Source organism: Prauserella oleivorans, assembly GCF_042685745.1.
GTDB lineage: Bacteria > Actinomycetota > Actinomycetes > Mycobacteriales > Pseudonocardiaceae > Prauserella_A > Prauserella_A oleivorans.
Map to the genome: position 1 here is coordinate 3,745,617 of NZ_JBHUNT010000001.1, position 25,046 is coordinate 3,770,662.

Consider the following 25,046-nt stretch of genomic DNA (forward strand, 5'->3'; position numbering starts at 1 on the left):
GGGCGAGGGATGGCAGTCTCACCGGATAGCGAGACCCCGCACCAGGTCCTGATCGTGGGTGCCGGGCTGGGCGGCCTCACGGCGGCGAGGAAGCTCGCGGCCCGAGGCATCGAGGTCCTGCTGATCGACCGGAACAACTACCACCAGTTCCAGCCGCTCATCTACCAGGTGGCCACCGCCCAACTCGGGATGCGGGACGTCGCGCGGCCGTTGCGGGCGATCTTCCGCAAGGAGCGCGCCGTGACCGTCAAGACCGGCGAGGTGGCCTCCATCGACCCGGTAGCGCGCACCGTGACCACCTCGGACGGCGTCACCTACCGCGGCCGCATCCTCGTGATCGCCGCCGGCGCGGAGGTCAACTTCTTCAACGTGCCGGGTGCGCAGGACAACTCGTTCCCGCTCTATTCCGTCGACGACGCCGCACGGCTGCGCTCCCGGTTCCTCGGGGCACTGGACGCCGCCGACCGTGACCGTCGCTACGTCGAGCGGGGAGCGCTCAACGTGGTGATCGTCGGGGGCGGAGCGACCGGCGTCGAGACCGCGGGCGCGGTGGCGGAGAGCATGCGCGAGGTCGTGCCGACCTACCTGCCCGACGACCTCGCGCGCGCGGGCCGGGTCTACCTCGTCGACATGCTGCCCGACGTGCTCATGCCCTTCAACGAGAAGTCCCGGGCCTATGCCGCGGAGAAGCTGCGCGAGTACGGCGTGGAGCTGAGGCTGGGACAGAGCGTCACCGAGGTCCGCAAGGACGGGGTGGTGCTGCAGGACGGCAGCTTCATCCCGTCACGCACCGTGGTGTGGGCAGGCGGGCTCAAGGCGCGCGGTGTGCTCTCGGGCACGGGTCTGCCGCAGGGCAAAGGCGGCCGGATCGACGTGAACCCGGACCTCACCGTGCCCGGGTTCGAAGGCGTCTACGTGCTGGGCGACTCGGCCAACATCGTCGACGCGAAGGGCACCAAGCTGCCCCAGCTCGGGTCGGTGGCCCAGCAATCCGGGGCGTGGGCGGCCCAGAACATCGTCGCGGACCTGGGCGGAGGGCAGCGGACTCCGTTCGTGTACCGCGACAAGGGCATCATGGCGATGATCGGGCGTGGTGCGGCGATCGCCGAACTCGGCAGCAGGCATCGCCACATCGCCGGGCCGGTGGCGTTCCTGGCGTGGCTGGCCGTGCACATGGTGCTGCTGTCGGGTCTGTGGGAGAAGCTGCACGCGCTGTGGAACTGGGCGTGGGACTACGGCACGCGGCGCCGGCCCCAGATCATCGTCGACCGTCCCGATGCCTACGCCATCGACTGGAGCGACGAGCGGACCCCGCACGGAGGGGCGTCCCCGTGAGGTCACCAGGACGTCCAGAGCAGACGCACCGTCACCGTGTCCGCCGTCTGTGTCGCCGTGTCTGCGATCCGTGTCGTCGTGCGCGCGGTCCGGGTCACGGTGTCTGCCGTCGGCGCGATGGCTCCCGGCCACACACGGCCCCCGCCGCGCGCTGGGGTCAGGTCAGGTGGTCGTAGTCGCCGCGGCACCATTTCACGTGCCGCTCGGCGGACCGGCGGACGACCGATCGGGCGTCGGTGTCGATGCTCAGGTCGAAGTTGCCGTACAGCCGGTCGAACGCCAGCTGGTCGACGGCGCCGGCGATCCGCTCCACCACCGCACCCGACAACGGGATGCGGTTGGGGAAGCTCCGCATGAAGCTCACCGACGCGCGGTCCGGGTTGACGAAGATGGTGTCGCTGCTGAGCAGCACGCCCCGGCCGCCCGCACCTGCCGCCCAGTGCGCGACTGCGCTGCCCGGGAAATGCCCGCCGAGCTGCACGAGCGTCAGCCCGGGCGCGAGCTCGACACGGCCGGACCACGGCTGGATCACCGGGTCGGGCCGCGCGATCCAGTCCGCGTCGGCCTCGGCGACCAGCACGGGGACGTCGCCGAGCGCGCGGCTCCACTCCACCTGGACGCCGAACATGTGCGGGTGACTTGCCGCGACCGCGAGCACCGGCCCCAGGTCCCGGACCCGGGCGGCACCGGCGTCGTCGACGAAACCGATCGGGTCCCACAGGAGGTTCCCGTACGGGGTGCGGACCAGCTTCGCGTGCTGGCCGATGCCCACGCCGGGGGAGCTCGTCACGCCGAACAGGTCGGGCTCGAGCTCAGCGACCTCGGTGCGGTACCCGGCGCCGGCCAGCTCGTCGAGCGTGGTCCACGCCTGCCCCGTGGCCGGCACCCATTGGCGTTCATCGGAGCAGATCGCGCAGACGTCGGCCTTCTCGGCATGCTCGACGGCGCAGGTGCGGCAGATCCACACGGGCACGGCACCCTCCTCGGGCTGGTAGGTAGCCGTCAATCTACCGGCGAGGCCACGCGGCCGGCGCCATCCGGCACGCCGCCGTCATGCGCGCGTGGCAACCACGTCGAGGTCGAACGTGAGGTGACGCCCGGTCATGCCCTTCATGGCGGTGATCCCGAAGTCGTAGCGGTCGACCTCGGTCGTCGCGGAGAACCGCACCTCGACGTCGTCGGCGCGCGCCCGGTACACCCGGACGTCGACCGGCACCTCCCGGCCGCACACGGTCAGCGTGCCGCGCAGCACCGCCTCGCCGTCGGTCACCTCGACGCCGGTGGAGGCGTAGGTGATGTCCGGATGACGATCGGTGTCGAGGTACTGGGCCGAGCGGACGGTGCGATCGCGCATGCTGTTGCCGGTGTCGATGTCGGCCGCCGAGATCGTGGCCGTGCTGGTGGACCGCTCCACCGGTTCGGTGACCTCGACCCGCCCGTTCCGCAGGGCGAACGTGCCGCGCACCCGGCCGAGGCCGAACATGTGCAGGGTCGTGAAGCGGATGCGGGTCCGTTCCGGGTCGAGGGTGTAGGTGCCGGGGGCGGGAACGTCGAGGGACTCCGCCTCGGGAACCGCGTCGCTCATCGGTGTCCTTCCCGCCGCGACGGACGCGGCTGGGCTCACGGTCGCGGCAGAACGGCCCGCGCCGGCGGACAGCCGGCCTCGATGGCGCCGCGGCCGGTGACGTTATCGGCTCCCGTCGGCCGTGTCCATCATGTCACCGCCCGTGGTCGCTACCGCGCTTCCGGGATCACCTCGGGTGGGTCGAACGCCTGCACACGCGGAGGCTCGCCCTCCTCGGGGACCACCTCGACGAGCGTCGTGCCGGAGCTCGGTCCCTGCGCCAGCCGCGACGTGCCCGCGTCGCGCGTGAGTACGTTCGGGTTGCCGTGGCGATCCAGTCCGTCGGGCGCGGGGTCGTACCAGGCGCCGGTGGCCAGCACGACCACGCCGGGCCGGACCGACTCACTCAGCCGCACGCCCGCCAGGCAGGCGCCGCGGTCGTTGAACACCCGCACGACGTCGCCGTCACGGACTCCGCGGGCGTGGGCGTCGCGAGGGTGCATCAGCAGTGGCTCCCGGCCGGCGATCTTCGCGGCCTGGCTGTAGTCGCCGCCGTCGTACTGCGAGTGCAGCCGGGTCCTCGGTTGGTTGGACACGAGGTGCAGCGGGAACCGGCCGGCCAGCGGGGAGCCGAGCCACTCGGCCGGTTCCAGCCACGTCGGCAGGCCGGGGCAGTCGGGGTAGCCGAAGCCGTGGACCGTGCTGCTGAACAGCTCGACCTTCCCGGACGGTGTGGCGAGCGGATGCCGTTCCGGATCGGCGCGCAACAGATCGAACGCGCCGCCGTCGGGGTTCATCGGACGGGGCGGCAGCTCGACGCTGCCCTCCCGCCAGAAGGTCTCGAAACCGGGAATGTCCACACCGGACTCGCGGAGCCGCGCCCGCGTGCGGTCGTAGAGCTCGCGTACCCAGTCCTCTTCCGACCGGCCCTCGGTGAACCGGTCGCCGAACCCGAGCCGCTCGGCGAGCGCGCTGAACACGCCGTAGTCGGTCCGCACGTCCCGCGGCGGCGGCACCGCCCGGTACAGGGCGGACAGCGTGACGTCGGCGCGGCCGAGGGCGAGGTCGTCGCGTTCGAGCGCGGTCGCGACCGGGAAGACGATGTCGGCGTGCCGGGACAGCGGGTTCCACCACGAATCGTGCACGATGACCGTCTCGGGCCGCTGCCACGCCCGCACGAGCCGGTTGAGGTCCTGATGGTGGTGGAACGGGTTGCCGCCGGCCCAGTACACGAGCCGAATGTCGGGGAAGGTGAGGCGACGGCCGTCGTAGTCGATGGTCGCGCCCGGGTGGAGCAGCAGATCAGCGATACGGGCGACGGGGATGACGTCGGGGACCTCGTTGGGCGGCTGCGGCAACGCGGCCACCCGCCAGTGCCCGCGGGTGCCGAGTTCGGAGATGCCCAGCCCGGACATGGGCCCGCCGCCGGGCAGCCCGAACGATCCGGACAGCGCCGCCAGCGCGATCCCGGCCCAGTAGGGCTGCTCACCGTGGTCCTGCCGCTGGATCGACCAGCTCAGGTTCACCACCGTGCGATGTCCGGCGATGTCGCGGGCCAGTTCGCGAATGGTCGCCGCGGGCACTTCGGTGATCCCTTCCGCCCAGGCCGGGTCCTTCGGCTGACCGTCCGGCCCGCCCAGCAGGTAGTCGCGGAATCGGTCGAAGCCGGTGCAGCAGCGGGTCACGAAGTCCTCGTCGTGGCGGTCTTCCGTCACGAGCACGTGGGCCAGCGCCAGCATGAGCGCCGTGTCGGTGCCGGGCCGCAGCGGGATCCACCGGGCACCGAGTTCCGGGTCGGTGTCGTCGCGCACCGGTGAGACGTTGACGAACCGCACGCCGGCCGCGACGGCCTCCCGCTGCCATCGGCGTTGGGTGTGCCGGCCGACCCCGCCCGGTACGACCTGGGCGTTCTTGGTCGCCAGCCCGCCGAAGGAGATCACCAGCTCGCCGTGCTCGGCGATCTGCGGCCACGCCGGACCGCGTTCCTGCAGGCTGTCCGGTCCGCCGCCGATGACGTGCGGCAGCACGACCTCCATCGCGGCCTGGCTGTAGCTGTTGACCGAGGCGGTGTAGCCGCCGAGCATCGCCAGGAACCGGTGGATCTGACTCTGCGGGTGGTGGAACCGGCCCGCGCTGCCCCAGCCGTACGACCCGCCGTAGATCGCGGAGTTGCCGTGGTCGGCCACCACCCGGCGCAGCTCGCCCGCGGCGAGTTCGAGGGCGCGTTCCCAGCTCACGGCGACGAACGGTTCGCGGCCCCGCCCACCCGCGTCGCGCCGGGGTCCGTTCCGCAGCCAGCCCGCGCGCACCATGGGCTGCCTGATCCGGTACGGCGCGTGGTTCACGCGCGGCATCCCGGGCCCGATGGGGGAGTGGTCGGGGTCCCCGGCGAGGGGCTCGAGGGCGATCACTTCCCCGTCCCGCGCGGTGACCTCGTAGCGGCCCCAGTGCAGGGTCGTGGTGGTGCGCGTGGTGGTCCGGTCGGCGTCGGTCACGCTGCCAGACCCTACCTGCGGGAGGAGCCGGCGCGCCGTGGCCGGCCACGCCGCCGGGGCGTCCCGTCGCCGCGAGGAAGGCGACCGCCACGGCGGGCTGCGAGGCTCCCGCTCCGCCTTTACCCGGCACAGCCCGTCGGCCCGTTCGTGCCCCGTGCCGCGGACCCGGCGAGGTCATCCGATCCCCTGTGCCATGCCGCTACCGCGCGTACGCTGTCGTTTTCGGGGCGGCAACCTGGGGAATCAGGACAACGAGAGACCGGGCGAGGGAGCGGAGCTCAATGGGGAAGATCGTCGCAGGGATCGACGGGTCGGCATCGGCGAAGAACGCGGCCGTGTGGGCGGCCCGGGAGGCCGCGAGACGGCAGGACACACTCCGGCTGGTGCACGCGTACGTGGTGCCCGCGGGCGGGTATCCGACGTTCGTGGCCCGGCTGCCGCAACTGCGTGAGGGCATGCAGCAGCAGGGCCGGGAGTGGCTCGACGAGGCCAGGGACGCCGTACTGGAGAGCGTGTCCGGCCTGGAGGTCGAGACCGATCTGATCGAGGGCCAGCCGGCCGCCGTGCTGACCGCCGAGTCCCGGACCGCCCGCAGCGTCGTACTCGGGTCACGCGGCCTCGGCGGATTCACCGGCATGCTGGTCGGCTCGGTGGCCGTCAGTCTCGCCGCCCACGGCCACTCGCCGGTCGCCGTGGTGCGCGGGCGGCGCCCGGCCGATCCCGTACCCACCGAGGGCCCCGTCGTGGTCGGCGTCGACGGCTCGGAGCCGGGCGCGGCCGCGCTCGCCCTCGCGTTCGACGCCGCGTCGGTCCGGAAGACCCCACTGGTCGCCGTGCACGTCTGGAACGACGTCACCGCCGACGCGGGCCTGGGCGTGTACCCGTTGGCGGTCGACCCCGACGAGCTCGCCAGGAATGCCCGGACGGTGCTCGACGAGGCGTTGTCCGAGTGGCAGAGCAAGTATCCCGACGTGACCGTGGAGCCGGTGGTCGCGCGTGGCCGGCCGGTGCGGACACTGCTCGAATACGCCGAACGGGCGCAGCTCGTGGTCGTCGGCAGCCGCGGCCGCGGAGGGTTCCAGGGCATGTTGCTCGGGTCCACCAGCCAGGCACTGGTGATCCACTCGCCGTGCCCCGTGGTGGTCACTCGGGCGGAGGACGCGGAGGCGTGACCGATGCGGGCCCGTGACGTCATGACGAGCCCGGTGGTCACCGTGGGACCCGACACCCCGGTCACGCGGGCGCTGGCGCTGCTGGCCGACCACGGGTTCACCGCGTTGCCGGTGACCGACGAGGACGACCGGCTCGTCGGGATCGTCAGCGAGGCCGACGTCGTGCGGGACCGCGTTCCGCGCGACGTCCGCACCGCCACCCGAGCCGACCACGGGAACGTTCCACAGTCGACGGTCGGCGCGGTCATGTCCAGCCCCGCGGTGACCACACCGGGCAACGCCGAGCTGGGGCAGCTGGTCGCCACGATGATCGAGCGCCACCACCGCACCGTGCCCGTTGTGGACTCGGGTCGGCTGGTCGGAATCGTCACCCGGAGCGACGTGGTCCGTGCGCTCTCGCGGGACGACGAGTCGATCGCCCGGGAGATCCGGCGCAGGCTCACGGTCTACGGCGGACCCGACCGCTGGGAGGTCGACGTCGCCGACGGTGTCGTCACCATCGGCGACACCCGGGACAGCCCGGAGGACCGTCACGTGGCGACGCTGCTCGCCGAATCGGTCCCCGGCGTCGTGCGGGCCGAGGCGGTGCACCGGGCCGGGGACGAGGCCTGACGGCGATCGCTGCCGGGACCTTCGTCCTCGGCAGCCCGGGACCGCTGCCGCTGGCGGCAACGCACCGGCGCGACCAGGCTGAAGGGGCAGACGAGCGGAGGTCCGGATGCGCGTGAACGACACGGGTGCCCGCCCGGGTGAAAGCGATGACCGGTGACGTGGGCGTCGGCGCCGACGTCGTCGAACTGGCCGTGCGGGCGGCGGTACGCGCGCCGTCGCCGCACAACACACAGCCCTGGGAGTTCCATGCCGGACCGGACGGGATCGAGGTGTTCCTCGACGAGTCCCGGCTGCTGCGCGTCGCCGACCCCGGCGGCCGGGAAGCCGCTCTCGCCTGCGGTGCGGCCCTGCTCAACATGCGGATCGCGCTCGAAGCGGCCGGGCACGCGGCCACCGTGGAGGTGCTGCCGGACCGCACCCGGCCGCGGCTCGCGGGCGTCGTCCGCATCGGCGGAACACACCGGCCCACGCCCGAGCAGACCCGGCTCGCCGGCGCCGTCGCGCGCCGGCACACCAATCGGAGGCCGTTTCTCGACCGCCCGGTTCCCGCGCCCGCTCGGCATGCGCTGACCGCGGCGGCGGACCATGAGGGGGCGCGGCTGGTGCTGCTGTCCACCTCAGAACTCGACGCCTTCGCCGCGCTGCTGCGCCAGGCCGACCACGTCCAGAGCGAGGACGCCGCGTTCCGTGCCGAGCTGGGCGAGTGGACGCATCCCGGCGACCGGTCCGACGGAGTCCCCGCCTCGGCGGGTGGCCCGCGTCCGCCCAGCAGCGCGCTGCTGGCGTTGCGCGACTATGGCGGACCCGCGGCCGGGCGGGAGCGCGAGTTCGAACGGGACCCGCTCGTCGGCGTGCTCACCACCGCGGGCGACACGCGCAGGCACTGGTTGCTTGCCGGGCTCGCGATGGAACGTGTCCTACTGGCGGCCACGGTCGCCGGGCTGAGCGCGTCGTTCCTGGCGCAGCCGATCGAGGTCGACCCCGTCCGCCGGGAAGTCGCCGCGCTGCTCGCGGGCCGGGGCCACCCGCAGACGGCGCTGCGGATCGGCTACGGCTATCCGGGCGCGGCCACGCCACGGCGTCCCGTCGAGGACGTCACCGGGTGAGCCGCGCCCCGGCACAGGTGTAAACAGGCGCACCGGGGGAAGCCGTCAACCACAGCACCCGCCCGTCCGCACCGGCGAGGGAGACGCCATGACCCACGAGCGTTCCGACGAGGACGTCATCGCCCTGCTGACCCGGCAGCACGCCGAGATCCGCGAGCTGTTCCAGCGCCTGGAGACGACCGGCGGACCCGAGCGCAAGGACCTCTTCCGCCGGCTCGTGCGGCTGCTCGCCGTGCACGAGACCGCCGAGGAGGAGATCGTGCACCCCAACGTCCGGGACCTGCCCGACGGCGAGACCCTCGTCGAGGCCCGGCTCGGCGAGGAGCACCGGGCCAAGGAACTGCTCTCCACACTGGACGGTCTCGACCCCGATGACGAAGGCTTCGACACCCTCCTGACCCAGCTGCGGCAGGACGTGATCGCCCACGCCGAGCACGAGGAACGCGAGGAGTTCCCGTTGCTGCGCAGGGGCTTCGACGCGCAGCGGCTGCACGCGATGGCCTCGACCGTGCGTGCCGCCGAGGCGATCGCACCGACGCGGCCGCACCCCGGCGTCGAGAGCGCGAGGGCCAACCTGCTGCTCGGTCCGCCGATGGCCGTCCTGGACCGCGCGCGCGACGCGCTGCGCAGCGTCCTCGGCCGCTGAGACATCCCCGTCCGCGGACAGCGAGGAGGGCACATGAGCGAGGAGGAGTTCCGCAACGGGCCGGTCGTCGTGGGCGTCGACGGCTCGCCCTCGGCCACGGAGGCGGTGTGCTGGGCGGCCGCTCTGGCGGCGCGCCGCAACCTGCCTTTGCGGATCGTGCATGGGTTTTCCTACACCCACGGCTTCTACGGCGGCGACCTGCCCGTCAGCACCGAGGTCTACGCCGCGCTCGAGGAGGACGGCAGGCGCCTGCTCTCCGCCGCGGGTGAGCGCGCCCGAGGCCTCGAACCCGGGTTGACCGTCGAGACGGATATGCCGACCCAGCCCGCGATCCCGCTGTTGGTGCACGAGTCGCAGTACGCGAGCGTGGTGGTGCTGGGGACCTCCGGCCGAGGCGGCTTCGCGGGCATGCTGGTCGGCTCGACGGCCGTCTCCGTGGTGGCCCATGCCCGGTGCCCGGTGGTGGTCGTCCGCGGCCGGGCCGACGGTGGTGCGGTGCCTGTCGAGGGGCCGGTGGTCGTCGGTGTCGACGGCAGCGGGGTGAGCCGGGACGCGGTCGGTGTGGCGTTCCGGGAGGCGTCGCTGCGGGAGGTTCCGCTGGTGGCGGTGCATGCGGGGCTGGACGTCGAGTACGACCCGGCGCCGGCCGCGGCGGAGCCGGACGAGCAGCGGATCCTCTCGGAGGGGCTGGCGGGCAGGCAGGAGCAGTACCCGGACGTCCACGTCGAACGGGTCGTCGTGGCGGACCGGCCGAGGCACCAGTTGCTGGAGTGGTCGGCGCGGGCCCAACTTGTCGTGGTCGGCAGCCGCGGCCGGGGCGGGTTCCGCGGGATGCTGCTGGGATCGACCAGCCAGGCGTTGATCCACCACGCCCAGTGCCCGGTGATGGTCGTCCGGTACCGGGAGCGCGCCGACTGACGATCGTTCGGCCCGGCGACACGGGACCAAGGACCCTTCGGCCCGGCCTGCCGTCCGGCGGATGCTGGAGGCACAGGGGACGGGAGGACGCTGAGGATGCCGGAGTCGGCGACGTACCTGGCGCGGCTGTGGCGGCGCATCCGGGTGGGGCGTAACCCCATGGCGCGGAGGGCGGACCGCGTGGAGGGCTGGCTGCTGGCCTTCGCCCTCATCGCGCCCCTCCTCGCACTGCCGGTCGCGGTGTCGGCCGGGTCCGACGGATATGCGCGCGCCGTCGAGACCGTTCGGCAGGAGACGCACTCCCGGCACCAGGTGACGGCGACCCTGCTCGCGGACGCCGAACCGTCTGTCGGCTCGTCGTACGGCGCGGTGCTCGAACGCACTGCGCGCGTGCGTGCCGAGTGGCCGGCACCGGACGGCAGCGTGCGCACGGGAATGATCACGACCGAGCCCGGCTACAGCACGGGCAGCACGGTCCGGATCTGGCTGAACGAGAGCGGCGGCCAGACCGTGGAGCCCCGCACGGCGGGCTGGGCCCGCTGGGAGGGCATCGCCATCGCAGCGATGTCGTGGTTCGCCGTGGTACTGCCGTGCGCGGCCGGGTACGGGCTGGCTCGCCGGGTGCTCGACACACGCCGGTTGCGTGCGTGGGATCGCGAGTGGGCGCGCATCGACCGGGAGCCCAGCGGCTCGTAGACGGGGTGGCCGGCCGCTACCGGCGCCGGGACTTTCGCACCTGTCCGTGCGCAGCCCGGGAGCGCATCGTCGAGGCGACACCGCGTCGACACCGAGAGGTCGGCGGTCGTCGTGACGACCGCCCAGCGCTATCCCGTCCGCGCGAGCGCGCGGCTCGATCCGGAGCTGTCCCGCCGGCTCTGGGCCGGCCGCGCCGAGCGTGACGCCGGGTTCCTCTCGCGCTTCGACGACGTGAGCACCGGCACCTGTGCGCTGTCCGCCCGGCCGGTCGAGCGGGCCGGTACGCCTGCTGATCTGGCGTTGCTGACCAGAATCCTCGGCGAGGTCCGGGTTCGCCTGGAGACACGCGGGGGTGAGGTGTTCGTGGGGATTGCCCGCGACGAGGCGGCGACCCGTGACCTGCGTAATGGTGGAGCAGACGGTTGCGGATGGTCGCGACGACCTATCCCGAACCGTCCACAGTGGTGATTGTGGCAGGGATTTCCTGCCTCGGAAGAGGTTTCTGGGTGGTCCATTCCACCTGCTTTTCAGCACGCCGACGGTGGCGATGCCGGATGTGTGCGGGGCACTGGACGGTCGTGGCGATGAACGCCGGCGGCAGCAGAGGGGTCGACGTGCGCGCTCTGCCGTGGGTCGCGGGTGGACTGATCGCCGTGGGCCTGCTGTTCCCGGCAGGAGGGGTCGTCCTCATCGCGATTCCCGCGAGCCACGCCTCGCGGACACGGGAACCTCCGCTCAGCACCGGCTCCCGGACCTGACGGCGCCCGCGTACACAGAGGACTCCGCGGGCCGCAGGGCCGGCGTATCGTGTCCCGGCCACCCGGGTGGCGGGGCGAGGTCTCGTGGCGAGAGTGGTGCAGATGGACGGTGCGGAGACCAGATCCACCGTGGCCCCGACGCGATTGGGGGCACTCACCCGCTTCCCACGGCACGCGCCTCGCGCAGCGGATGGGAACCCGGCCCGGCGAGGCAGGGTGGTGGTCATCGGCACCTGCCACCGTCGACCGACCCGCCCGGCTTCAGCGGGAGCTGCCTGACGACGGACATGGCGTCAGGACCTCACCGCGGCCGTGCCACGGACCGGCACGACGGATCCTGGCCGGGGAGGCAGGCAGGGCCGAACCGCTCCGCACGGGTTACCGCGTCGGTGCAGCCGTCCTATGCGGCTCCCCGGACGTACCTGGCGGACGGTCAGCCCCGGCGCTCGCGAGCCGGGATGATGTCGACGACGCGGTCGTGGCGAACCCACGTGGGCTCGGTGTCGTCCGCAGCGCCGTCCGGGCGCGTGGGCACCCACAGGATCGCGGTGTAGGGGTCGGCGATCGGTGGTGCGACGACCTTGCCGTGCCTGCACAGGCCACCGGAGGAAGGAGAGCTGGTGAAGTAGGTGACGCGGTCTCCGACAAGGATCTCGCCGGCACCTTTGGTCATGACGACTCCCTTCGTGCGCCATCACCCGGGCCTGTCGGTGGTCCGGTTCCGTGGCGCCGTGCGGTACGCGCGTCGCGCAGCCCCCTGCAGCGCGCACCCCGGCACGTGACACGCGGCAGGACGACGCGTGTCCACGGAGTCGATGACGCTCTTCTTCGCCTTGTCCAAGTGCAGAAGTTACACCCGATGCCTGGCGTTCGTAACCTCTGTCACACGAACTGCGGCACTGGTGTTCGACGGTGGTCCACTCCCAACCACCCGTGGCCGGTGCGCCGGGTGGCGGTGCCGTCGGGTGGGTGACGTCCGGGGCGTTCAGAACGTCGTCGGCCGGAACAGCGCGTCGACGCCGCCGTCGACGACCAGTTGGGCACCGTGGACGAAGCCGGCGTTCCCGCCCAGCAGGTACAGGATGGCCGCCGCGATTTCGGCGGGTGTGCCGTGCCGGGCCACGGGCGCGACAAACTCCCGGATGGCCTGCCCGTAGCGGGGATCGTCCATTCCGGCCCGCAGCAGGGGAGTGTCCACCGAGCCCGGCGCGACGGTGTTGAGGCGGACGCCGGCCGCTCCCCACTCGGCGACTCGCCGACGGGTCGCCACGGTGAGCGCGTTCTTCGACGCGGCGTACGCGAGCTGTCCGCGGTACTCGCCGCCGGCCGCGACGGCTGCGCGGGCGGCCGGTTCGTCACCGGACTCGACCGCGGTGGCGATCGGGTTGGTGTCCCACGCGACGTGTGTCGACGACACGGACGACACCACGACCGCCGCGGGTTGCTCGCCCTCCCGCAGTGCGGGCAGCAGCCCGTCGAGCACGGCGACCGTGCCGAAGTAGTTGACCGAGACGATGCGCGCCGGGTCGGGCACGTGCGGCCCGAGGCCCGCGCACAGCGCCAGTCCGTCGAGGACACCTCCGGACCGCGCGAGCACCGCATCGACCGCGTGCTGCCTGCCCTCCGGGGTGCCGAGGTCCGCGTTGATGTCGGCGTCGTGCAGGTCGACGGTCAGCGGCTCACGACCCTGCTCCCGCAACGCGGCACAGGTCGCGGCTCCGATGCCGGAAGCGGCTCCGGTCACAACCGTCGGCGCCACGGTGTCCTCCTCGTCGTCACGGCCGTCGCGCGCGGTGGTGGATCCGGGCGGCCACGCTGCCTGCTCTCCTCGGTCGCGTGCAGTAGAGCGCATCCCGCGCGCCGGAGTCAATGCATGGTCAAGACCAAGTCGAACACCGATCGATCCGATGTGTACCGTGGCGGCCGACCCGGCGCGGTTTGATGCTCGTCACAGCTTTACTGTGACCGGATGTGACGGTCGCATGAGCGGGGTGGTCGAGGGGTTCCTTGTCATCGGAATCGTGGTCGCCGTGGGCTACGCGGTGGGCCGGGCTGGTGTGCTGGGCGCCTCGGCCATGCAGGTGCTGTCGCGGACGGCCTTCTTCGTGGCCAGCCCCGCGTTGCTGTTCGTCACCCTCGCGCACGCCGATGTCGGCGCCGTGTTCTCCTCGGCGCTCATCGTCACGGCGGTCACCAGCACTCTGGCGTGTGCGCTCTATCTGCCGGTGGGGATCCTGCGGAGGCGGCCGGCCGGCGAGACCGCGGTGGGGTCGATGGCCAGTGGCTACGTCAACGCGGGCAATCTCGGCATCCCGATCGCGACCTACGTGCTGGGTGACGCCGCCGAGGTCGCCCCGGTGCTGTTGTTCCAGCTCGCCGTCCTCACGCCGGTCTTCACGTCGGTGCTCGACGTCGTCTCCGAACGTGCGAACGGCGGGCGGCCGCCGTGGCTGCGGGCCTTCTCGGCGCCACTGCGCAACCCGCTGGCCATCGCGAGTGCCCTCGGCATCGTCTGTTCGGCCACGGGTTTCCTGCCACCCGAGCCGGTGCTCGCGCCGGTCGAGCTGCTGGCCGATCTCGCGGTGCCGGCGATGCTGCTCGCGTTCGGCATCTCTCTGCACGCCTCGACCTGGCCGGGCCGGGACCGCGCCACACTGCCGTCACTGGTGTCCGTGGTGACGATCAAGAACGTCGTGCACCCGTTGCTGGCTCTCGCCGCGGGACATCTGCTGGGTCTGACCGAGCACGCGCTGCTGGCGGCCGTGGTGTGTGCGTCGTTGCCCACGGCGCAGAACGTCTTCGGATACGCCGTGCGGTTCGATCAGGGTGTGCAACTCGGCCGCGACGCGGCGCTCACCACCACCATCGTCGCCCTGCCCGTGATGTTCGGGGTGGTCGCGCTGCTCGCGTGACGGTGCTGCCGGTGGGCGGCTCGCCCGGATGCCGTGGCCGCGCGGGTGGCGAACTCCTCACGACCGCGTGGGGACCCGCGCGTGCGGCGCTCACTCCCGAGAAGCCGCCGTGCCCAATCCCTGCGCGGCGCCGCCGCCCGCGCCTGGCCGCGGTGCGGTCAGGCGCGAGCCGCACGCCGCCACACCGTCGCACGGCAGCCGTCGAGAGCCGGAGCGATCCCTGCGGGGCCCGGCGGAGTCAGTCGACGGACAGGGCCTGCAGGAGGTCGCCGACCTCGGGGTCGTCCAGCGCCCGGGCGACGTCGGCCTGCGCGACGATGCCGACGAGGTCGTGTCCGTCGATCACCGGAAGCCGGCGCACCTTGTGCTCGGTCATGGTGCGCATGATCTCCTGCGCGTCGTCGTCGGCGCCGATCGTCACGGCCTCGCCCTGGGACAGCTCCCCGGCACGAACCGCACGCGGGTCCTTGCCCTCCGCGAGCACCTTGATGACGATGTCGCGGTCGGTGAGCATGCCCTTGAGCCGGTTGTCCTCGCCGCAGATCGGCAGGGCGCCGACCGCGAGCTCCGCCATCCGGCGCGCCGCGTCGAGGACGGTCTCGGTCGACTGCACACACGTCGGGTCCGGCGTCATGATGTCGCGTGCCTTGGTCATCTCGACCTCACTTTCGCCACAAGACGTCCCAGCGGAACCTGGCTACCCCGTGATCAGGCTCGCAAACCAGACGGTTCACGCTCGTCCACTGTGTACGTGCGGCTCCGTCGCCCGCAGGTGCCGCGTGCCGGGCGTGCGATGGTGATGATTTCCGGGCTCTGCGCTGTCACCGGACTGGCGTCCCAGTCGCCGAACTGCTCCTCGACGGTAAGACCCGCCGACCCGAGCGCATCGCACACCGCAGACCGGTCGAGGAACCGCAGCGTGCTGCGGCTGACCCGCGGCTGCGGCCACCCCGGCGAGGTGAACGTCTCGGTCAACCCGACCGTGCGACCGTTGAACGGTGCGTCGACGCGCTGCTCCACGCGCAGTTCACCGCCCGCGGCCGCAACCGTGCGGTCCCGCGTCCAGCGCAGCCACGGCCGGACCAGTGGGTTGCGGGTCTCGAAGGCGAACCGGCCGTGGGGCGTCAGCACGCGCCGTACCCCGGCAAGCGTGCCGTGGATGTCGGCGTCGCTCACCAGCGCCTGAAACGCGTGGCCGGTCATCACGGCGAGGTCGAACTCGTCGTGCCAGGACGTCGACGCAAGCTCGCCGAGCACCCACTCGATGTCGTCCCGCCTGCGGGCCTGGGCGAGCATTCCCCGGGCCGGATCGAGCCCTACGAGCCGACCGGTGTGGCCGGCCTCGCGTGCGCGGTGCAGCAGCCGCCCCGTCCCGCAACCCACGTCGAGCACCGACCGTGCGCCGAGCACCAGTCTCAGGTAGAAGTCATCATCAGGGCCCCAGGGATTGAGGTCGTCGTACCACGCCGCGAGTGCGGGATCGGCGAACGCGAGATCGGCCACAGCAGCAGCCTGCCAGGCCGGCGTGCGGTCCTTGTGGCGTCGTTCGGGTCACGTCGGCGCCGGTCGGCGGGCTCAGGTACGGCCACCGGGGCCCGGGCGTGGTAAAAGTGAGCACCCTGGTCACGGAACACGACGGAGAGCGCATGGAACTGCTGATCACGACGGAGCGGTTTGAGGATGCCTTCATCGTGCGGGCGAAGGGCGAGATCGACCTCGGTACGGTCGGGCAGCTCGACTCGGCCCTCGATGCCGCGTGCGACAAGGTGACCCCGCCGATGTCCGTCGTCGCCGACCTCACGGGCATCACGTTCCTGGCGTCCTCCGGACTCAGCTCGCTGGTGCGCACTCACGAACGCTGCGCCGAACAGGGAACGCCGTTGCGCGTGCTCGTCGGCAACCGCAGCGTCCGGCGTGGTTTCGAGGTCACCGGCCTCGACCAGATGCTCGACATCCGCGACGGCACGTGAGCCGGCACCGTCTCACCCGCCGAACATGTCGAGGGCCCGCAATGCGGTGCCCAGTTCCGCGATGTCGGCGGGGTCGCTGAGAGAGCGGTCCAGCTCGCCGGTGACCCGGCGCAGGCGGTGCCGCACCGTGTTCGGATGGCAGAACAGGCGCTGCGCGGTGAGCCTCGTGGAACCACCCGAGTCGAACCACGTGCGCAACGTCGACAGCAGCACCCGGCGCTCGTCCTCGGGCAGCTCCAGCACCGGCCGCAGCACCTGGCGGGCCAGCTGGGCCGACGCCTCCGGATCACTCGCCACGAGACCGGCCAAGGGTGACTCGTGGAACTGGGCGACCGCTCGCGCACCCGGCGGCAGGCTCGACAACGCGAGCCGCGCGAGGTGCAGCGCCCGTGCTGTCCCACCCAGCCCCCGGTACGGCGGGCTGACCCCGACCCGCCCGGCCGGATCGTCCCGGAGCAGGTCGAGCACCGGCTCGGCCACCGGTTCCCGGAGCGACACGACGCCGACCTGCAGTTCGGGCGTCAGCCGCCACGCGGAGGCGTGGTGCCGGTCGCGCAGCCTGTCCTCGATGAGCGGCAGTGGCTCCTGACCGAGCCCGGGTGTCTCCGCGGCCACGACGACGAACGTGCCGTCCAGCGAGAGGTCCAGCATGCGCGCGATGTCCCACAGCGTGCCCTCGGTGGCCGTGCCGCCCTCGAACAACGCCTCCACGAGCGCCGAACGGCGGTTCTGCCGGGTCCGCGTGATCTCGGCCATCGTCTCGCGGTAGCTGTTCGTGAGGGCCTCGATGTAGTCGTCCATGAGGTCCCAGATCGCCGTGGTGGCGGCTACCAGGGCGGCGACGTCGTGCCCGGCCTGGTGGGAGGTCAGGTCGACGAAGCACCGCCACACCTGCGTGAACCCGATCCGGTAGGCCCGCAGCAACTCGGGCAGCGGCGCGCCGAGCAGTGCGCGTTCCCGTCCGGTGGAGCGAGCCTTCGACAGGTCCGGTGCGCCGTCCCGGCTCAAGGCCTGGAGCAGGAAACGCAGGTTGTCACGGCACGAGGAGAGCAGATCGGGATGCCGCACGAACTGCTGGTCCCGGTAGACGGGCATCTCCTCGAGGATCTGTTCGAAGGTGGTCGTGGCCATCTCCGGAATGCGCTCGTGGGCGGCGGTGGCCAGCTCCGCAACGGCAGGGTGGGCGCCCGTGTATCGCATGCGACGTCCGTCCTCCTCGACGAGGGATGGCGTGGACATCTAACACGATCCGCCCCAGGACAGGAGAGTGCCCCGTGACCACGGCGGGTCACGGGGCACCGGGCCGGCCGCTCACATCTCGGCGGCGGCGCTGTACACGGCCTCCCGGATGCGGGTGTAGGTCCCGCAGCGGCAGATGTTGCGGATCTCGTCCAGGTCGGCGTCGCCGATCTCGTGGCCCTCGGCGCGGGCCTGCCGCACCTTCGCGATGGCCGCCATGATCTGGCCCGGCTGGCAGTAGCCGCACTGGGCGACGTCGTGCTCGAGCCAGGCCTTCTGCATCGGGTGCAGTTCCCCGGTCTCCGGGTCGGCGAGTCCCTCGATGGTGGTGATCTCGTCGTCCGGGCCGATCTCGGACACGGGTACGGCGCAGGGGTTGAACGCCTTGCCGTTGATGTGCGACGTACAGGCCTTGCAGACGTTGATGCCGCAGCCGTACTTGGGGCCGGTAATACCGAGCAGGTCGCGCAGCACCCACAGCAGCCGCACGTCGTCCTCGGTGTCGACGGTCACTTGCCTGCCGTTGACGGTGAAGGTGTGTCGGGGCACGGGGATCTCCTCAGAAGGTGTGGCTCAGGCCGTCGACGGGCGACTGCGGCACCGGCGGTACGCGGGGCTTCGGGTCGAAGCTCAGCGTGCCGTGGTTGATGGGGAAGTGGGTCGGCATGGTGCCGGTCGCGCGCCCGTAGGCGCACGCGACGGCGGCCAGCGAGCTCGCGACGCCGAGTTCGCCCGCACCGCCGGGTTCCCCGGTCGTCTCCGGCAGCACGATGATCTTCACCTCGGGCGGGGTGTTCCACTGCCGGGTGTAGAAGTAGTTGTCCCAGCTGGCCTCCAGTGGCAGGCCCTTGTCGATGTGCAGGCTGGAGGTGAGCGCGAGGGCGATGCCGTCGTTGATGCAGCCCTGCATCTGCGCTTCGAGGCCGCGCGGGTTGATCGGCAGGCCGACGTCGACCGCCATCACCGCCTTGGTCACCCGCGGTCCGGTGACGCCGTTGCGGATCGGGCGGTTGACCGTCTCGGGCCTGCAGTCGATCTCGACGAGCACCGCGCTGGCGCTCTTGTACTCGTAGTGGAACGCGACGCCCTGCGCCATGCCCTCCGGCAGCTCGCGGCCCCACTCGCCGGCCTCGGCGACCGCGTCGAGGACCGCCCGGAACCGGTCCTGCGTGAAGAACGACCGGCGGAACTCCAGCGGGTCCCGGTTCATCGCCGCGGCGAGCTGGTCGATCACGAGCTCGCGCGCGCACACCGTGTTCGGCGAGTAGACGTTGCGCATGCTCGCCGTGTGGAACTTCAGCGGCACCTCGTTGAGCAGCTGGGTGGTGACTCCGAAGTTGTAGGGCATCCCGTGCGAGAGCAGGAACACCGTCTGCGAGAAACCGACGTCACCGACCGGCAGGCGGGACGCCACCGAGGTGAGGATCTCGCCGAGGCCGTGCCCGAAGTCGGTCTTGACGCTCGTGTGCCGCTGCTCGTAGCTGACGACGTTGCCGAGCGCGTAGTTGACGCGCACCCGCGAGAGCGACATGGGGTGGGTGCGCCCGTGCCGGGAGTCGTCGGCGCGGTGCCACATCAGCTTCACCGGCTTGCCGATCTTCTGTGAGATCTCGGCGGCCTCGATCGCGGCGTCGCCGAACAGCTTGCGGCCGAACGACCCGCCACCGGTCACCACGTGGACCTTCACCGCCGGAATCGGCAGTCCCAGCCGGGCGGCGATCTCCTCCTGCGCCACGATCGGGGACTTCAGCCCCGCCCAGATCTCCGCCCGGTCCGGCCGGACGTCGGCGATGGCACAGTTGGTCTCCAGCGCGCTGTTGCTCGCGAAGGCGAACACGAACTCGGCGTCGATCGTCTTGGTCAGCGCCGGCGGTACGGCCATCGGCAGCGTCGCGGCCTTCAGCTTCTCCAGCACCGTGTCGTCGGACTCGTCGTCCACCGTGCCCGGGCCCCAGTCGACCTCCAGCGCACGGACGGCGTCGATGCACTGGCCGAACGTCTCGCCGCGCACCGCGACGCCGGTGGAGATGACGACGACGTCGGTGATGCCCGGCATGGCCTTGACCGCGCTCATGTTGCGCACGTGACGCACGGTGCCGTTGATCGTCGGCGGCCGGCACACCATGGTCGGCTTCGCGCCCGGTATCTGCAGGTCCATGGTGAACTGCTTGGCGCCGGTCACGGCCTCGTAGGCGTCGATGCGCGTCTGGGGTGTGCCCACCACCGTGAAGTCGGAGGCGTCCTTGAGGGTGGCGCTCACCTCTTCGGTGCGCGTGCTCGCCGCGGCCTCGGCCAGCGAGCCGAACGTCGCGCTCCGCCCGGTGCGCGAGCGGATGACGCCGTCGGCCACCCGCAGCGATGCCGCGTCGACGTTCCACCGGCGCGCCGCGGTCTCGACCAGCCGGGCGCGGGCGATCGCCGCCGCGGTGCGCACGGGTGTGTAGAGCGAGCGGACCGAGTTGGAGGCGCCGGTGAGCTGGTTGAACAGTAGTTCGGGGCGGGCGTCGGCGAGGCTGACGTGCACCTTGCTCAGCGGCAGGTCCATCTCCTCGGCGATGAGCATCGCGATCGTGGTGGTGATGCCCTGCCCGACCTCGGCCCGCGGCAGGGCGAAGGAGACGGTGCCGTCGCGGTTCACCTGCACCGCGATGAGCCCGGACGTGGGCGCGGCCGCGAGGGTGAGCGCGTCGCCGAGGTCGACGATGTCCGCGGGGGCGGGCACGGCCGGTATCGCGGCGTCGGCCGTCCCGGGATCGGCGAGGTCACCGCCGATCCGGGCGGCGACGGCGAGCGTCGGCGCGGCCAGCAGGTACCCGAGGAAACGGCGGCGTTCGACCCGCCGGGGCCCGTTGTCGGGGCCGGGCGATCGCCGTTGATCTGCCATCGACAGTCCTTCCGAAAGCCAACTCGCCACTGAGCGCCGTCACGCTAGGGAGTGCGACACGGCGGGGTCAACGCAGCGTGGTCGTGTCCGGTCAGATCTGTGACGAGATGACAACGGGGGCACCCCTCGGCTGTGACGGGGACACACCCGATCGGCCTACGATGAGCGTCCGTTCGGACCCGCGCGACCGAGTCGCGGGCGGCGCGCCGGGGGCGCCGGGGCCTTAAGCTGACGCCCATGGCGAAGTACTACGACGTCCACCCGAAGAACCCGCAACCACGCTCGATCGCCAAGGTGGTGGACGTCGTCCGCTCCGGCGGGCTCGTCGCCTACCCGACCGACTCGTGCTTCGCGCTCGGCAGCAGGCTTGGCAACCGCGAGGGCATCGACCGGATCCGCGCGATCCGCAAGCTCGACGACCGGCACCACTTCACGCTCGTGTGCCAGGATTTCGCGCAGCTGGGCCAGTTCGTGCACATCAGCAACACCGTCTTCCGCGCCGTGAAATCCGCGACCCCGGGCAGCTACACGTTCATCCTCCCGGCGACGAAGGAGGTACCGCGCAGGCTCCTGCACCCCAAGAAGAAGACCGTGGGGGTGCGGATCCCCGACCACACCGTCGCCCAGGCCCTGCTCGCCGAGCTCGGGGAGCCGTTGCTGTCGAGCACGCTGCTGCTGCCGGACGAGGAGGAGCCGCTGACCCAGGGCTGGGAGATCAAGGAACGGCTCGACAACGCCCTCGACGCCGTGATCGACTCCGGTGACTGCGGTACCGAACCCACGACCGTGGTCGACTTCTCCGGGGACGAGCCCGAGATCGTGCGGGTCGGTGCGGGAGACCCCGACCGGTTCGCCTAACGCGTTGGTCCCGCGAGCCGCGCCCGTCAGCGCGCGCGGGCCCGCTGCGGGGTGCCCAGTTCGGTGAGCACCGGCTCGGAGGCCAGCACACAGTGGGTCCCGCGGTAGATCGTCGGCATGCACTTGTTGCAGTGCACGCAGAGCGAGCGGTGTCCCGGTTCGTCGCGGAGCAGGTTCGGCAGATCGGGCTCGCGCAGCAGGGCGCGGGCCATCGCCACGAACGAGAAGCCCTGTTCCATCGCGAGGTTCATCGTCTCCTTGCGGGTGATGCCGCCGAGCAGGATCAGTGGCAGCGAGAGCGCGTCGCGGAACTGGAGCGCCTTGTCGAGCAGGTAGGCCTCGCGGTAGGGGTAGCTGCGCAGGAAAGCGTTGCCGCTCATCCGGATGCCGAGCCGGAGGGGCTGCGGGAACTGCGCGGAGAATTCCCGCAGCGGGACGTCACCGGTGAACAGATACATGGGGTTGAGCAGGGAGCTGCCCGCGGTGAGCTCGAGTGCGTCGAGCCCGCCGTCGGCCTCCAGCCACTGCGCCACCTGCAGGCTCTCGTCCAGCCAGAACCCTCCGCTGACGCCGTCGTCCATGTTGAGTTTCGCGGTGATGGCGATCCGGTCGCCCACGGCGTCGCGGACGGCCCTGGCGATCCCGCGTGCCAGCCGGGCGCGGTTGCGCAGGCTGCCGCCGTAGGAGTCGGTGCGCCGGTTGAGTTTCGGGCTGAGGAACGCGCTGGCGAGGTAGTTGTGTCCGAAGTGGAGCTCGACGGCGTCGAAACCGGCGTCGCGGGCGAGGCGCGCGGCGGTGGCATGGGCGGCGATGATCCGTTCGAGGTCCGCGGCCCTGGCCGAGCGGATCATCCGCATGCTGAGCGGGCTGGGCAGGGCACTCGGTGCCAGCGCGGGCAGGCGGTTGGAGGCGGCGTTCGCGACCGGTCCCGCGTGGCCGAGCTGGGCGCTGACGGCAGCGCCTTCGGCGTGGACGGAATCGGTGAGCCAGCGCAGTGCCGGGACGACGTCGGCGCGCATGCGGATCTGATGCCGGTCGATCCCGCCTTCCGGTGCGACGGCGCAGTAGGCGACGGTGGTCATCCCGACGCCGCCGCGGGCGGTGCGGACGTGGAAGTCGATGAGCTGTTGCGTGACCTCGCCGTTCGGCGTGCGCCCCTCGAAGGTGGCGGCCTTGACGAGCCGGTTCCGCAGTCTGACGGGGCCGAGCGCGGCCGGGGCGAAGACATCGGCGGACAGGGTCATGGTGCGTCCAATCCCGCGATGACGAAGGAGCGCAGTGTCCGGAAGGCCGCACGGCCCGGCGGCGCCGTCGTGTCCGGTGCGGCGAGGGTGTGCAGCACGAGGTCGAAGGTCAGCAGCCAGCGACGGCCTGCCTCGGCGGTCGAGAGGTCGGCTCTCACGGCCCGCAGCAGGCTCACCCACGGGCCGAGGCCGAACCACTGCGAAGCGAAGCCGACGTCCCACCGGTGCAGGACGACCCGGGCGAGGAGCTGGAGGTGCAGTCTGCCCCGGGGATCGCGCGTGAGCTCGGCGAGTGGGGTGAGGACGACGTCCACCAGTTCGGCCACGCCGGGCGGGTCGCCGTGGCGTCTGCGTGCGGTGAGCTCGGCGAGCTGGTCCTGCCACAGCGGCGCGAGCCGGCGTTCGAGCAGCGCGCCGACCAGCGCTTCCTTCGAGCCGAAGTGGTAGTGCACGGCGGCCGGGTTCATGCCGGCGGCGGCGTTGACGGCGCGGACGGAGACCTGGTCGTAGCCGTGTTCGAGCAGCAGGGACTCGGCCACGTCGAGCAGGCGCTCGGACGTCGCGCGTGCTGCGGTCGGCTTCGACGGCATGCGCACCAGTAGAGCGCAGCGGCCCACGAATCTCAAGCGCCGATTCAATCAGTGATTGGACACCCGGATCGCTGGCGCGTGGCGAGGCGGCCACGGCGGGCGACATCGGACAGTGGGGAAACGAACCCGGCGCGACCGTGACCGGCCGGCGCACCCCCGTGCGTGGTGCACCGGCTCCTTCGCGCGCCCGTGCAGTGCGCGGCGACCGGGTGCCGGGCACACCCGCCCCGCGTGCCGGGGGCACACCGACGGTGGCCCCGTACCCGTCTCCGGCCACCACCGCGGGTCGCTTCGGTGGCCGCGATCACGTTGCCGCGCGCGTACGCTGAACGGCATGTGCCGCAACATCACGGTCCTACGGGGCCTCGAGCCCGCCGCGACGGCCGAGGAGATCGAGGCCGCCGCACGCCAGTACGTGCGCAAGGTCAGCGGTGTGCAGTCGGTCTCGGACGCCACCCGCGAGCCGTTCGAACAGGCCGTCGCGGAGGTCGCCGCGATCACGACCCGGTTGCTCGACGAGCTGCCCGCGCGGCGCAACCCGCCCCCGACGGTGCCGCCACTGCGCAGGCCCGAGGTGCGGGCCCGCATCGCCGGACGGTCCTAGGACGCGCGGACGACCGCCGGGGACGCGGGCGGTGCCTGGTCGTCCCCGGCGGTGTCCTGCTCACTCGATGGCGTCGAGGTCCGACGCCTTCGACTCGCGGCTGATCGCCACGGCCAGGACGGTGATCGCCATGGTGAGCACCAGGTACCCGATCACCATGCCCACGCCGAAGCTGTCGACGAGCCACACGGCGATGAGCGGAGCCGGGGCGCCGGCGATGAGCGTCGAGCCCTGGAACACCAGCGACGAGCCCGCGTAGCGGTAGCGCGTCGGGAACAGCTCGGTGATCCAGGCGGCCTCCGGGCCCGCGAGCATGCCGTGGAAGAACGCACCCACACAGGCGCCCAGCCACAGCATCGGCAGGCTCTCCGTCTGCACCATCCAGAAGAACAGCGGTGCCCACACCACCAGCAAGGCCGACGGCACGAGCATCGCCGTCTTGCGGCCGACGCGGTCGGACCAGGCGCCGCCGCCGATCATGCCGGCGAACTGGCACACCGACGCGAACGTCACGGCCAGGATCACGTCGCCGCGCTCGTAGTCGAAGGACGTCGTGGCGTAGGCGATGACGAACACCGTGTAGATGTAGAACGCGATGTTCTCGCCGAGCCGCATGCCGATGCCCACCAGCACCGCCTTCGGCCGCGCCAGCGCCTCGAGGACGCTGGACTTGCGCTTCTCCATCGCCGCCCGCTCCTCGGCCTTGGCCTGAGCGGCCTGGAACACCGGTGACTCCTCGACGCTGCGGCGCACCCAGAACCCGACGACCAGCAGCGGAACCGCGACGAGGAACGCGACGCGCCAGCCCCACTCGTCGAAGGCGTCACCGGGGAACAGCCAGCCGACCACGGTGACCACGACGGTCGCGAGCACCGTGCCGAGCGGAGCGCCCGCCTGCGGCCACGACGCCCAGAAGCCGCGCCGCTTCGGTTCGCCGTACTCGCTGACCATCAGCACCGCGGCACCGAACTCGCCGCCGAGCGCGAAGCCCTGCGTCAGCCGCAACAGCACGAGCAGCAGTGTGGCCCAGATGCCGATCTGCCCGTAGGTGGGCAGCAGGCCGATGGCCGCGGTCGATGTGCCGAGCAGCAGGAACGTGGCGACCAGCATGGGTTTGCGGCCGAACTTGTCGCCGAGGTGGCCGAACACGATGCCGCCGAGCGGGCGGGCGATGAAGCCGATGCCCTGCGTGGCGAGCGCCATCAGCAGCTGCACGATCCCGCTGTCACCGGGGAAGAAGAGCGGGCCGAGCACGGTCGCCGCGAGGACGCCGTAGATCGCGAAGTCGTACCACTCGAGCACCGCGCCCGCCATGGAGCCGGCGAGCACCCGCCGGAAGCCGGTGGCCGGGGGCGCTCCGCTGCCGGAGTGCCCCGTGGATTCGGCACGGTGATGCACCGTTGACGCCATTGTCGTTGTTTCCTTTCAGGGGTCCACAAAGGA

General features: G+C 71.8%; 26 protein-coding genes. 13 read left to right on the plus strand and 13 right to left on the minus strand.

All coding sequences use genetic code 11. From position 1 onward, the window contains the following. Nucleotides 1–9: 9 nt before the first annotated feature. The gene (locus ACFSZT_RS18360) at nt 10–1,335 is read left to right on the plus strand and encodes an NAD(P)/FAD-dependent oxidoreductase (RefSeq protein ID WP_377390663.1); all 1,326 of its coding nucleotides are present in this window, start codon (nt 10–12) and stop codon (nt 1,333–1,335) included. Between the two features lie 157 nt (nt 1,336–1,492). On the opposite strand, the gene ACFSZT_RS18365 is transcribed toward ACFSZT_RS18360, so the two are convergent. The 3 genes from ACFSZT_RS18365 to ACFSZT_RS18375 all read right to left on the minus strand — a co-directional run bounded on the left by ACFSZT_RS18365 (nt 1,493) and on the right by ACFSZT_RS18375 (nt 5,394). Then, nucleotides 1,493–2,308 carry a hydrolase gene (locus ACFSZT_RS18365; protein WP_377390665.1) on the minus strand — a complete coding sequence of 272 codons (816 nt, stop codon included), beginning with the start codon at nt 2,306–2,308 and terminating at the stop codon, nt 1,493–1,495. A 78-nt stretch (nt 2,309–2,386) separates the two neighbouring features. Further along, on the minus strand, nt 2,387–2,920 hold the full coding sequence (locus ACFSZT_RS18370) for a YceI family protein (RefSeq protein WP_377390667.1): 534 nt from the start codon (nt 2,918–2,920) through the stop codon (nt 2,387–2,389). Nucleotides 2,921–3,069: 149 nt separating this feature from the next. After that, on the minus strand, nt 3,070–5,394 hold the full coding sequence (locus ACFSZT_RS18375) for a molybdopterin-dependent oxidoreductase (protein WP_377390669.1): 2,325 nt from the start codon (nt 5,392–5,394) through the stop codon (nt 3,070–3,072). Nucleotides 5,395–5,675: 281 nt separating this feature from the next. Between ACFSZT_RS18375 and ACFSZT_RS18380 the strand changes: the two genes are divergently transcribed. From ACFSZT_RS18380 to ACFSZT_RS18415, 8 genes are all read left to right on the plus strand, one after another. Further along, the gene (locus ACFSZT_RS18380) at nt 5,676–6,566 is read left to right on the plus strand and encodes a universal stress protein (protein WP_377390671.1); all 891 of its coding nucleotides are present in this window, start codon (nt 5,676–5,678) and stop codon (nt 6,564–6,566) included. A 3-nt stretch (nt 6,567–6,569) separates the two neighbouring features. Continuing rightward, nucleotides 6,570–7,178: a CBS domain-containing protein gene (locus ACFSZT_RS18385; RefSeq protein WP_377390673.1), complete on the plus strand. Its 609-nt coding sequence runs from the start codon at nt 6,570–6,572 to the stop codon at nt 7,176–7,178. A gap of 146 nt (nt 7,179–7,324) precedes the next feature. After that, nucleotides 7,325–8,284 (plus strand): Acg family FMN-binding oxidoreductase, encoded by a 960-nt coding sequence (locus tag ACFSZT_RS18390; RefSeq protein ID WP_377390675.1) that lies wholly within the window; start codon nt 7,325–7,327, stop codon nt 8,282–8,284. Between the two features lie 88 nt (nt 8,285–8,372). Beyond that, nucleotides 8,373–8,930 (plus strand): hemerythrin domain-containing protein, encoded by a 558-nt coding sequence (locus tag ACFSZT_RS18395; protein WP_377390677.1) that lies wholly within the window; start codon nt 8,373–8,375, stop codon nt 8,928–8,930. 33 nt (nt 8,931–8,963) lie between these two features. Further along, nucleotides 8,964–9,848 (plus strand): universal stress protein, encoded by an 885-nt coding sequence (locus tag ACFSZT_RS18400; RefSeq protein WP_377390679.1) that lies wholly within the window; start codon nt 8,964–8,966, stop codon nt 9,846–9,848. A 96-nt stretch (nt 9,849–9,944) separates the two neighbouring features. Beyond that, on the plus strand, nt 9,945–10,544 hold the full coding sequence (locus ACFSZT_RS18405) for an Rv1733c family protein (protein WP_377390681.1): 600 nt from the start codon (nt 9,945–9,947) through the stop codon (nt 10,542–10,544). A 111-nt stretch (nt 10,545–10,655) separates the two neighbouring features. After that, entirely contained in the window at nt 10,656–11,012 is a 357-nt protein-coding gene (locus ACFSZT_RS18410; RefSeq protein WP_377390683.1) for a hypothetical protein, read from the plus strand. Nucleotides 11,013–11,098: 86 nt separating this feature from the next. Further along, a complete protein-coding gene (locus ACFSZT_RS18415; RefSeq protein WP_377390685.1) occupies nt 11,099–11,302 on the plus strand; it encodes a hypothetical protein in 204 nt (67 codons plus the stop codon). A 433-nt stretch (nt 11,303–11,735) separates the two neighbouring features. On the opposite strand, the gene ACFSZT_RS18420 is transcribed toward ACFSZT_RS18415, so the two are convergent. Together ACFSZT_RS18420 and ACFSZT_RS18425 are read right to left on the minus strand one after the other, a co-directional pair. Continuing rightward, the gene (locus ACFSZT_RS18420) at nt 11,736–11,975 is read right to left on the minus strand and encodes a hypothetical protein (protein WP_377390687.1); all 240 of its coding nucleotides are present in this window, start codon (nt 11,973–11,975) and stop codon (nt 11,736–11,738) included. A gap of 312 nt (nt 11,976–12,287) precedes the next feature. Beyond that, a complete protein-coding gene (locus ACFSZT_RS18425; protein WP_377390689.1) occupies nt 12,288–13,061 on the minus strand; it encodes an SDR family oxidoreductase in 774 nt (257 codons plus the stop codon). 223 nt (nt 13,062–13,284) lie between these two features. On the opposite strand from ACFSZT_RS18425, the gene ACFSZT_RS18430 reads away from it, so the two are divergent. Continuing rightward, a complete protein-coding gene (locus tag ACFSZT_RS18430; RefSeq protein WP_377390691.1) occupies nt 13,285–14,214 on the plus strand; it encodes an AEC family transporter in 930 nt (309 codons plus the stop codon). Between the two features lie 238 nt (nt 14,215–14,452). On the opposite strand, the gene ACFSZT_RS18435 is transcribed toward ACFSZT_RS18430, so the two are convergent. Together ACFSZT_RS18435 and ACFSZT_RS18440 are read right to left on the minus strand one after the other, a co-directional pair. Further along, a complete protein-coding gene (locus ACFSZT_RS18435; RefSeq protein ID WP_377390693.1) occupies nt 14,453–14,869 on the minus strand; it encodes a CBS domain-containing protein in 417 nt (138 codons plus the stop codon). A 53-nt stretch (nt 14,870–14,922) separates the two neighbouring features. Further along, the gene (locus tag ACFSZT_RS18440; protein WP_377390695.1) at nt 14,923–15,717 is read right to left on the minus strand and encodes a class I SAM-dependent DNA methyltransferase; all 795 of its coding nucleotides are present in this window, start codon (nt 15,715–15,717) and stop codon (nt 14,923–14,925) included. Nucleotides 15,718–15,860: 143 nt separating this feature from the next. Here ACFSZT_RS18440 and ACFSZT_RS18445 point away from each other — a divergent pair, with 143 nt between their 5' ends. Continuing rightward, nucleotides 15,861–16,184 (plus strand): STAS domain-containing protein, encoded by a 324-nt coding sequence (locus tag ACFSZT_RS18445; RefSeq protein WP_377390697.1) that lies wholly within the window; start codon nt 15,861–15,863, stop codon nt 16,182–16,184. A 12-nt stretch (nt 16,185–16,196) separates the two neighbouring features. Here the strand turns inward: ACFSZT_RS18445 and ACFSZT_RS18450 are convergent, their stop codons facing one another. The 3 genes from ACFSZT_RS18450 to ACFSZT_RS18460 form a co-directional block, all read right to left on the minus strand. Continuing rightward, on the minus strand, nt 16,197–17,384 hold the full coding sequence (locus tag ACFSZT_RS18450) for a PucR family transcriptional regulator (RefSeq protein ID WP_377391554.1): 1,188 nt from the start codon (nt 17,382–17,384) through the stop codon (nt 16,197–16,199). Nucleotides 17,385–17,495: 111 nt separating this feature from the next. After that, nucleotides 17,496–17,972: a (2Fe-2S)-binding protein gene (locus tag ACFSZT_RS18455; RefSeq protein ID WP_377390699.1), complete on the minus strand. Its 477-nt coding sequence runs from the start codon at nt 17,970–17,972 to the stop codon at nt 17,496–17,498. Nucleotides 17,973–17,982: 10 nt separating this feature from the next. Further along, entirely contained in the window at nt 17,983–20,307 is a 2,325-nt protein-coding gene (locus tag ACFSZT_RS18460; protein ID WP_377390701.1) for a molybdopterin cofactor-binding domain-containing protein, read from the minus strand. 237 nt (nt 20,308–20,544) lie between these two features. On the opposite strand from ACFSZT_RS18460, the gene ACFSZT_RS18465 reads away from it, so the two are divergent. Then, nucleotides 20,545–21,165: an L-threonylcarbamoyladenylate synthase gene (locus ACFSZT_RS18465; RefSeq protein WP_377390703.1), complete on the plus strand. Its 621-nt coding sequence runs from the start codon at nt 20,545–20,547 to the stop codon at nt 21,163–21,165. A 26-nt stretch (nt 21,166–21,191) separates the two neighbouring features. Here the strand turns inward: ACFSZT_RS18465 and ACFSZT_RS18470 are convergent, their stop codons facing one another. Then, nucleotides 21,192–22,409, minus strand: coding sequence for an NADH:flavin oxidoreductase (locus tag ACFSZT_RS18470; RefSeq protein ID WP_377390705.1), 1,218 nt, complete (start codon nt 22,407–22,409; stop codon nt 21,192–21,194). Beyond that, a complete protein-coding gene (locus ACFSZT_RS18475; RefSeq protein WP_377390707.1) occupies nt 22,406–22,999 on the minus strand; it encodes a TetR/AcrR family transcriptional regulator in 594 nt (197 codons plus the stop codon). Before ACFSZT_RS18475 ends, ACFSZT_RS18470 begins: the two co-directional genes overlap by 4 nt. Nucleotides 23,000–23,333: 334 nt before the next feature. Here ACFSZT_RS18475 and ACFSZT_RS18480 point away from each other — a divergent pair, with 334 nt between their 5' ends. Next, nucleotides 23,334–23,603, plus strand: a complete 270-nt coding sequence (locus ACFSZT_RS18480; protein ID WP_377390709.1) for a DUF2277 domain-containing protein — start codon at nt 23,334–23,336, stop codon at nt 23,601–23,603. A gap of 60 nt (nt 23,604–23,663) precedes the next feature. Here the strand turns inward: ACFSZT_RS18480 and ACFSZT_RS18485 are convergent, their stop codons facing one another. Further along, the gene (locus ACFSZT_RS18485; protein ID WP_377390711.1) at nt 23,664–25,013 is read right to left on the minus strand and encodes an MFS transporter; all 1,350 of its coding nucleotides are present in this window, start codon (nt 25,011–25,013) and stop codon (nt 23,664–23,666) included. Between the last annotated feature and the right edge of the window lie 33 nt (nt 25,014–25,046).

What these genes read in the sequence shown, in the direction of transcription:
- ACFSZT_RS18360 (WP_377390663.1), top strand. Translation starts at nt 10, where the DNA reads ATGGCAGTCTCACCGGATAGCGAGACCCCGCACCAGGTCCTGATCGTG.
- ACFSZT_RS18370 (WP_377390667.1), bottom strand. Translation starts at nt 2,920, where the DNA reads ATGAGCGACGCGGTTCCCGAGGCGGAGTCCCTCGACGTTCCCGCCCCC.
- ACFSZT_RS18380 (WP_377390671.1), top strand. Translation starts at nt 5,676, where the DNA reads ATGGGGAAGATCGTCGCAGGGATCGACGGGTCGGCATCGGCGAAGAAC.
- ACFSZT_RS18385 (WP_377390673.1), top strand. Translation starts at nt 6,570, where the DNA reads ATGCGGGCCCGTGACGTCATGACGAGCCCGGTGGTCACCGTGGGACCC.
- ACFSZT_RS18390 (WP_377390675.1), top strand. Translation starts at nt 7,325, where the DNA reads ATGACCGGTGACGTGGGCGTCGGCGCCGACGTCGTCGAACTGGCCGTG.
- ACFSZT_RS18395 (WP_377390677.1), top strand. Translation starts at nt 8,373, where the DNA reads ATGACCCACGAGCGTTCCGACGAGGACGTCATCGCCCTGCTGACCCGG.
- ACFSZT_RS18400 (WP_377390679.1), top strand. Translation starts at nt 8,964, where the DNA reads ATGAGCGAGGAGGAGTTCCGCAACGGGCCGGTCGTCGTGGGCGTCGAC.
- ACFSZT_RS18405 (WP_377390681.1), top strand. Translation starts at nt 9,945, where the DNA reads ATGCCGGAGTCGGCGACGTACCTGGCGCGGCTGTGGCGGCGCATCCGG.
- ACFSZT_RS18415 (WP_377390685.1), top strand. Translation starts at nt 11,099, where the DNA reads ATGTGTGCGGGGCACTGGACGGTCGTGGCGATGAACGCCGGCGGCAGC.
- ACFSZT_RS18420 (WP_377390687.1), bottom strand. Translation starts at nt 11,975, where the DNA reads ATGACCAAAGGTGCCGGCGAGATCCTTGTCGGAGACCGCGTCACCTAC.
- ACFSZT_RS18430 (WP_377390691.1), top strand. Translation starts at nt 13,285, where the DNA reads ATGAGCGGGGTGGTCGAGGGGTTCCTTGTCATCGGAATCGTGGTCGCC.
- ACFSZT_RS18435 (WP_377390693.1), bottom strand. Translation starts at nt 14,869, where the DNA reads ATGACCAAGGCACGCGACATCATGACGCCGGACCCGACGTGTGTGCAG.
- ACFSZT_RS18445 (WP_377390697.1), top strand. Translation starts at nt 15,861, where the DNA reads ATGGAACTGCTGATCACGACGGAGCGGTTTGAGGATGCCTTCATCGTG.
- ACFSZT_RS18450 (WP_377391554.1), bottom strand. Translation starts at nt 17,384, where the DNA reads ATGCGATACACGGGCGCCCACCCTGCCGTTGCGGAGCTGGCCACCGCC.
- ACFSZT_RS18460 (WP_377390701.1), bottom strand. Translation starts at nt 20,307, where the DNA reads ATGGCAGATCAACGGCGATCGCCCGGCCCCGACAACGGGCCCCGGCGG.
- ACFSZT_RS18465 (WP_377390703.1), top strand. Translation starts at nt 20,545, where the DNA reads ATGGCGAAGTACTACGACGTCCACCCGAAGAACCCGCAACCACGCTCG.
- ACFSZT_RS18470 (WP_377390705.1), bottom strand. Translation starts at nt 22,409, where the DNA reads ATGACCCTGTCCGCCGATGTCTTCGCCCCGGCCGCGCTCGGCCCCGTC.
- ACFSZT_RS18475 (WP_377390707.1), bottom strand. Translation starts at nt 22,999, where the DNA reads ATGCCGTCGAAGCCGACCGCAGCACGCGCGACGTCCGAGCGCCTGCTC.
- ACFSZT_RS18480 (WP_377390709.1), top strand. Translation starts at nt 23,334, where the DNA reads ATGTGCCGCAACATCACGGTCCTACGGGGCCTCGAGCCCGCCGCGACG.
- ACFSZT_RS18485 (WP_377390711.1), bottom strand. Translation starts at nt 25,013, where the DNA reads ATGGCGTCAACGGTGCATCACCGTGCCGAATCCACGGGGCACTCCGGC.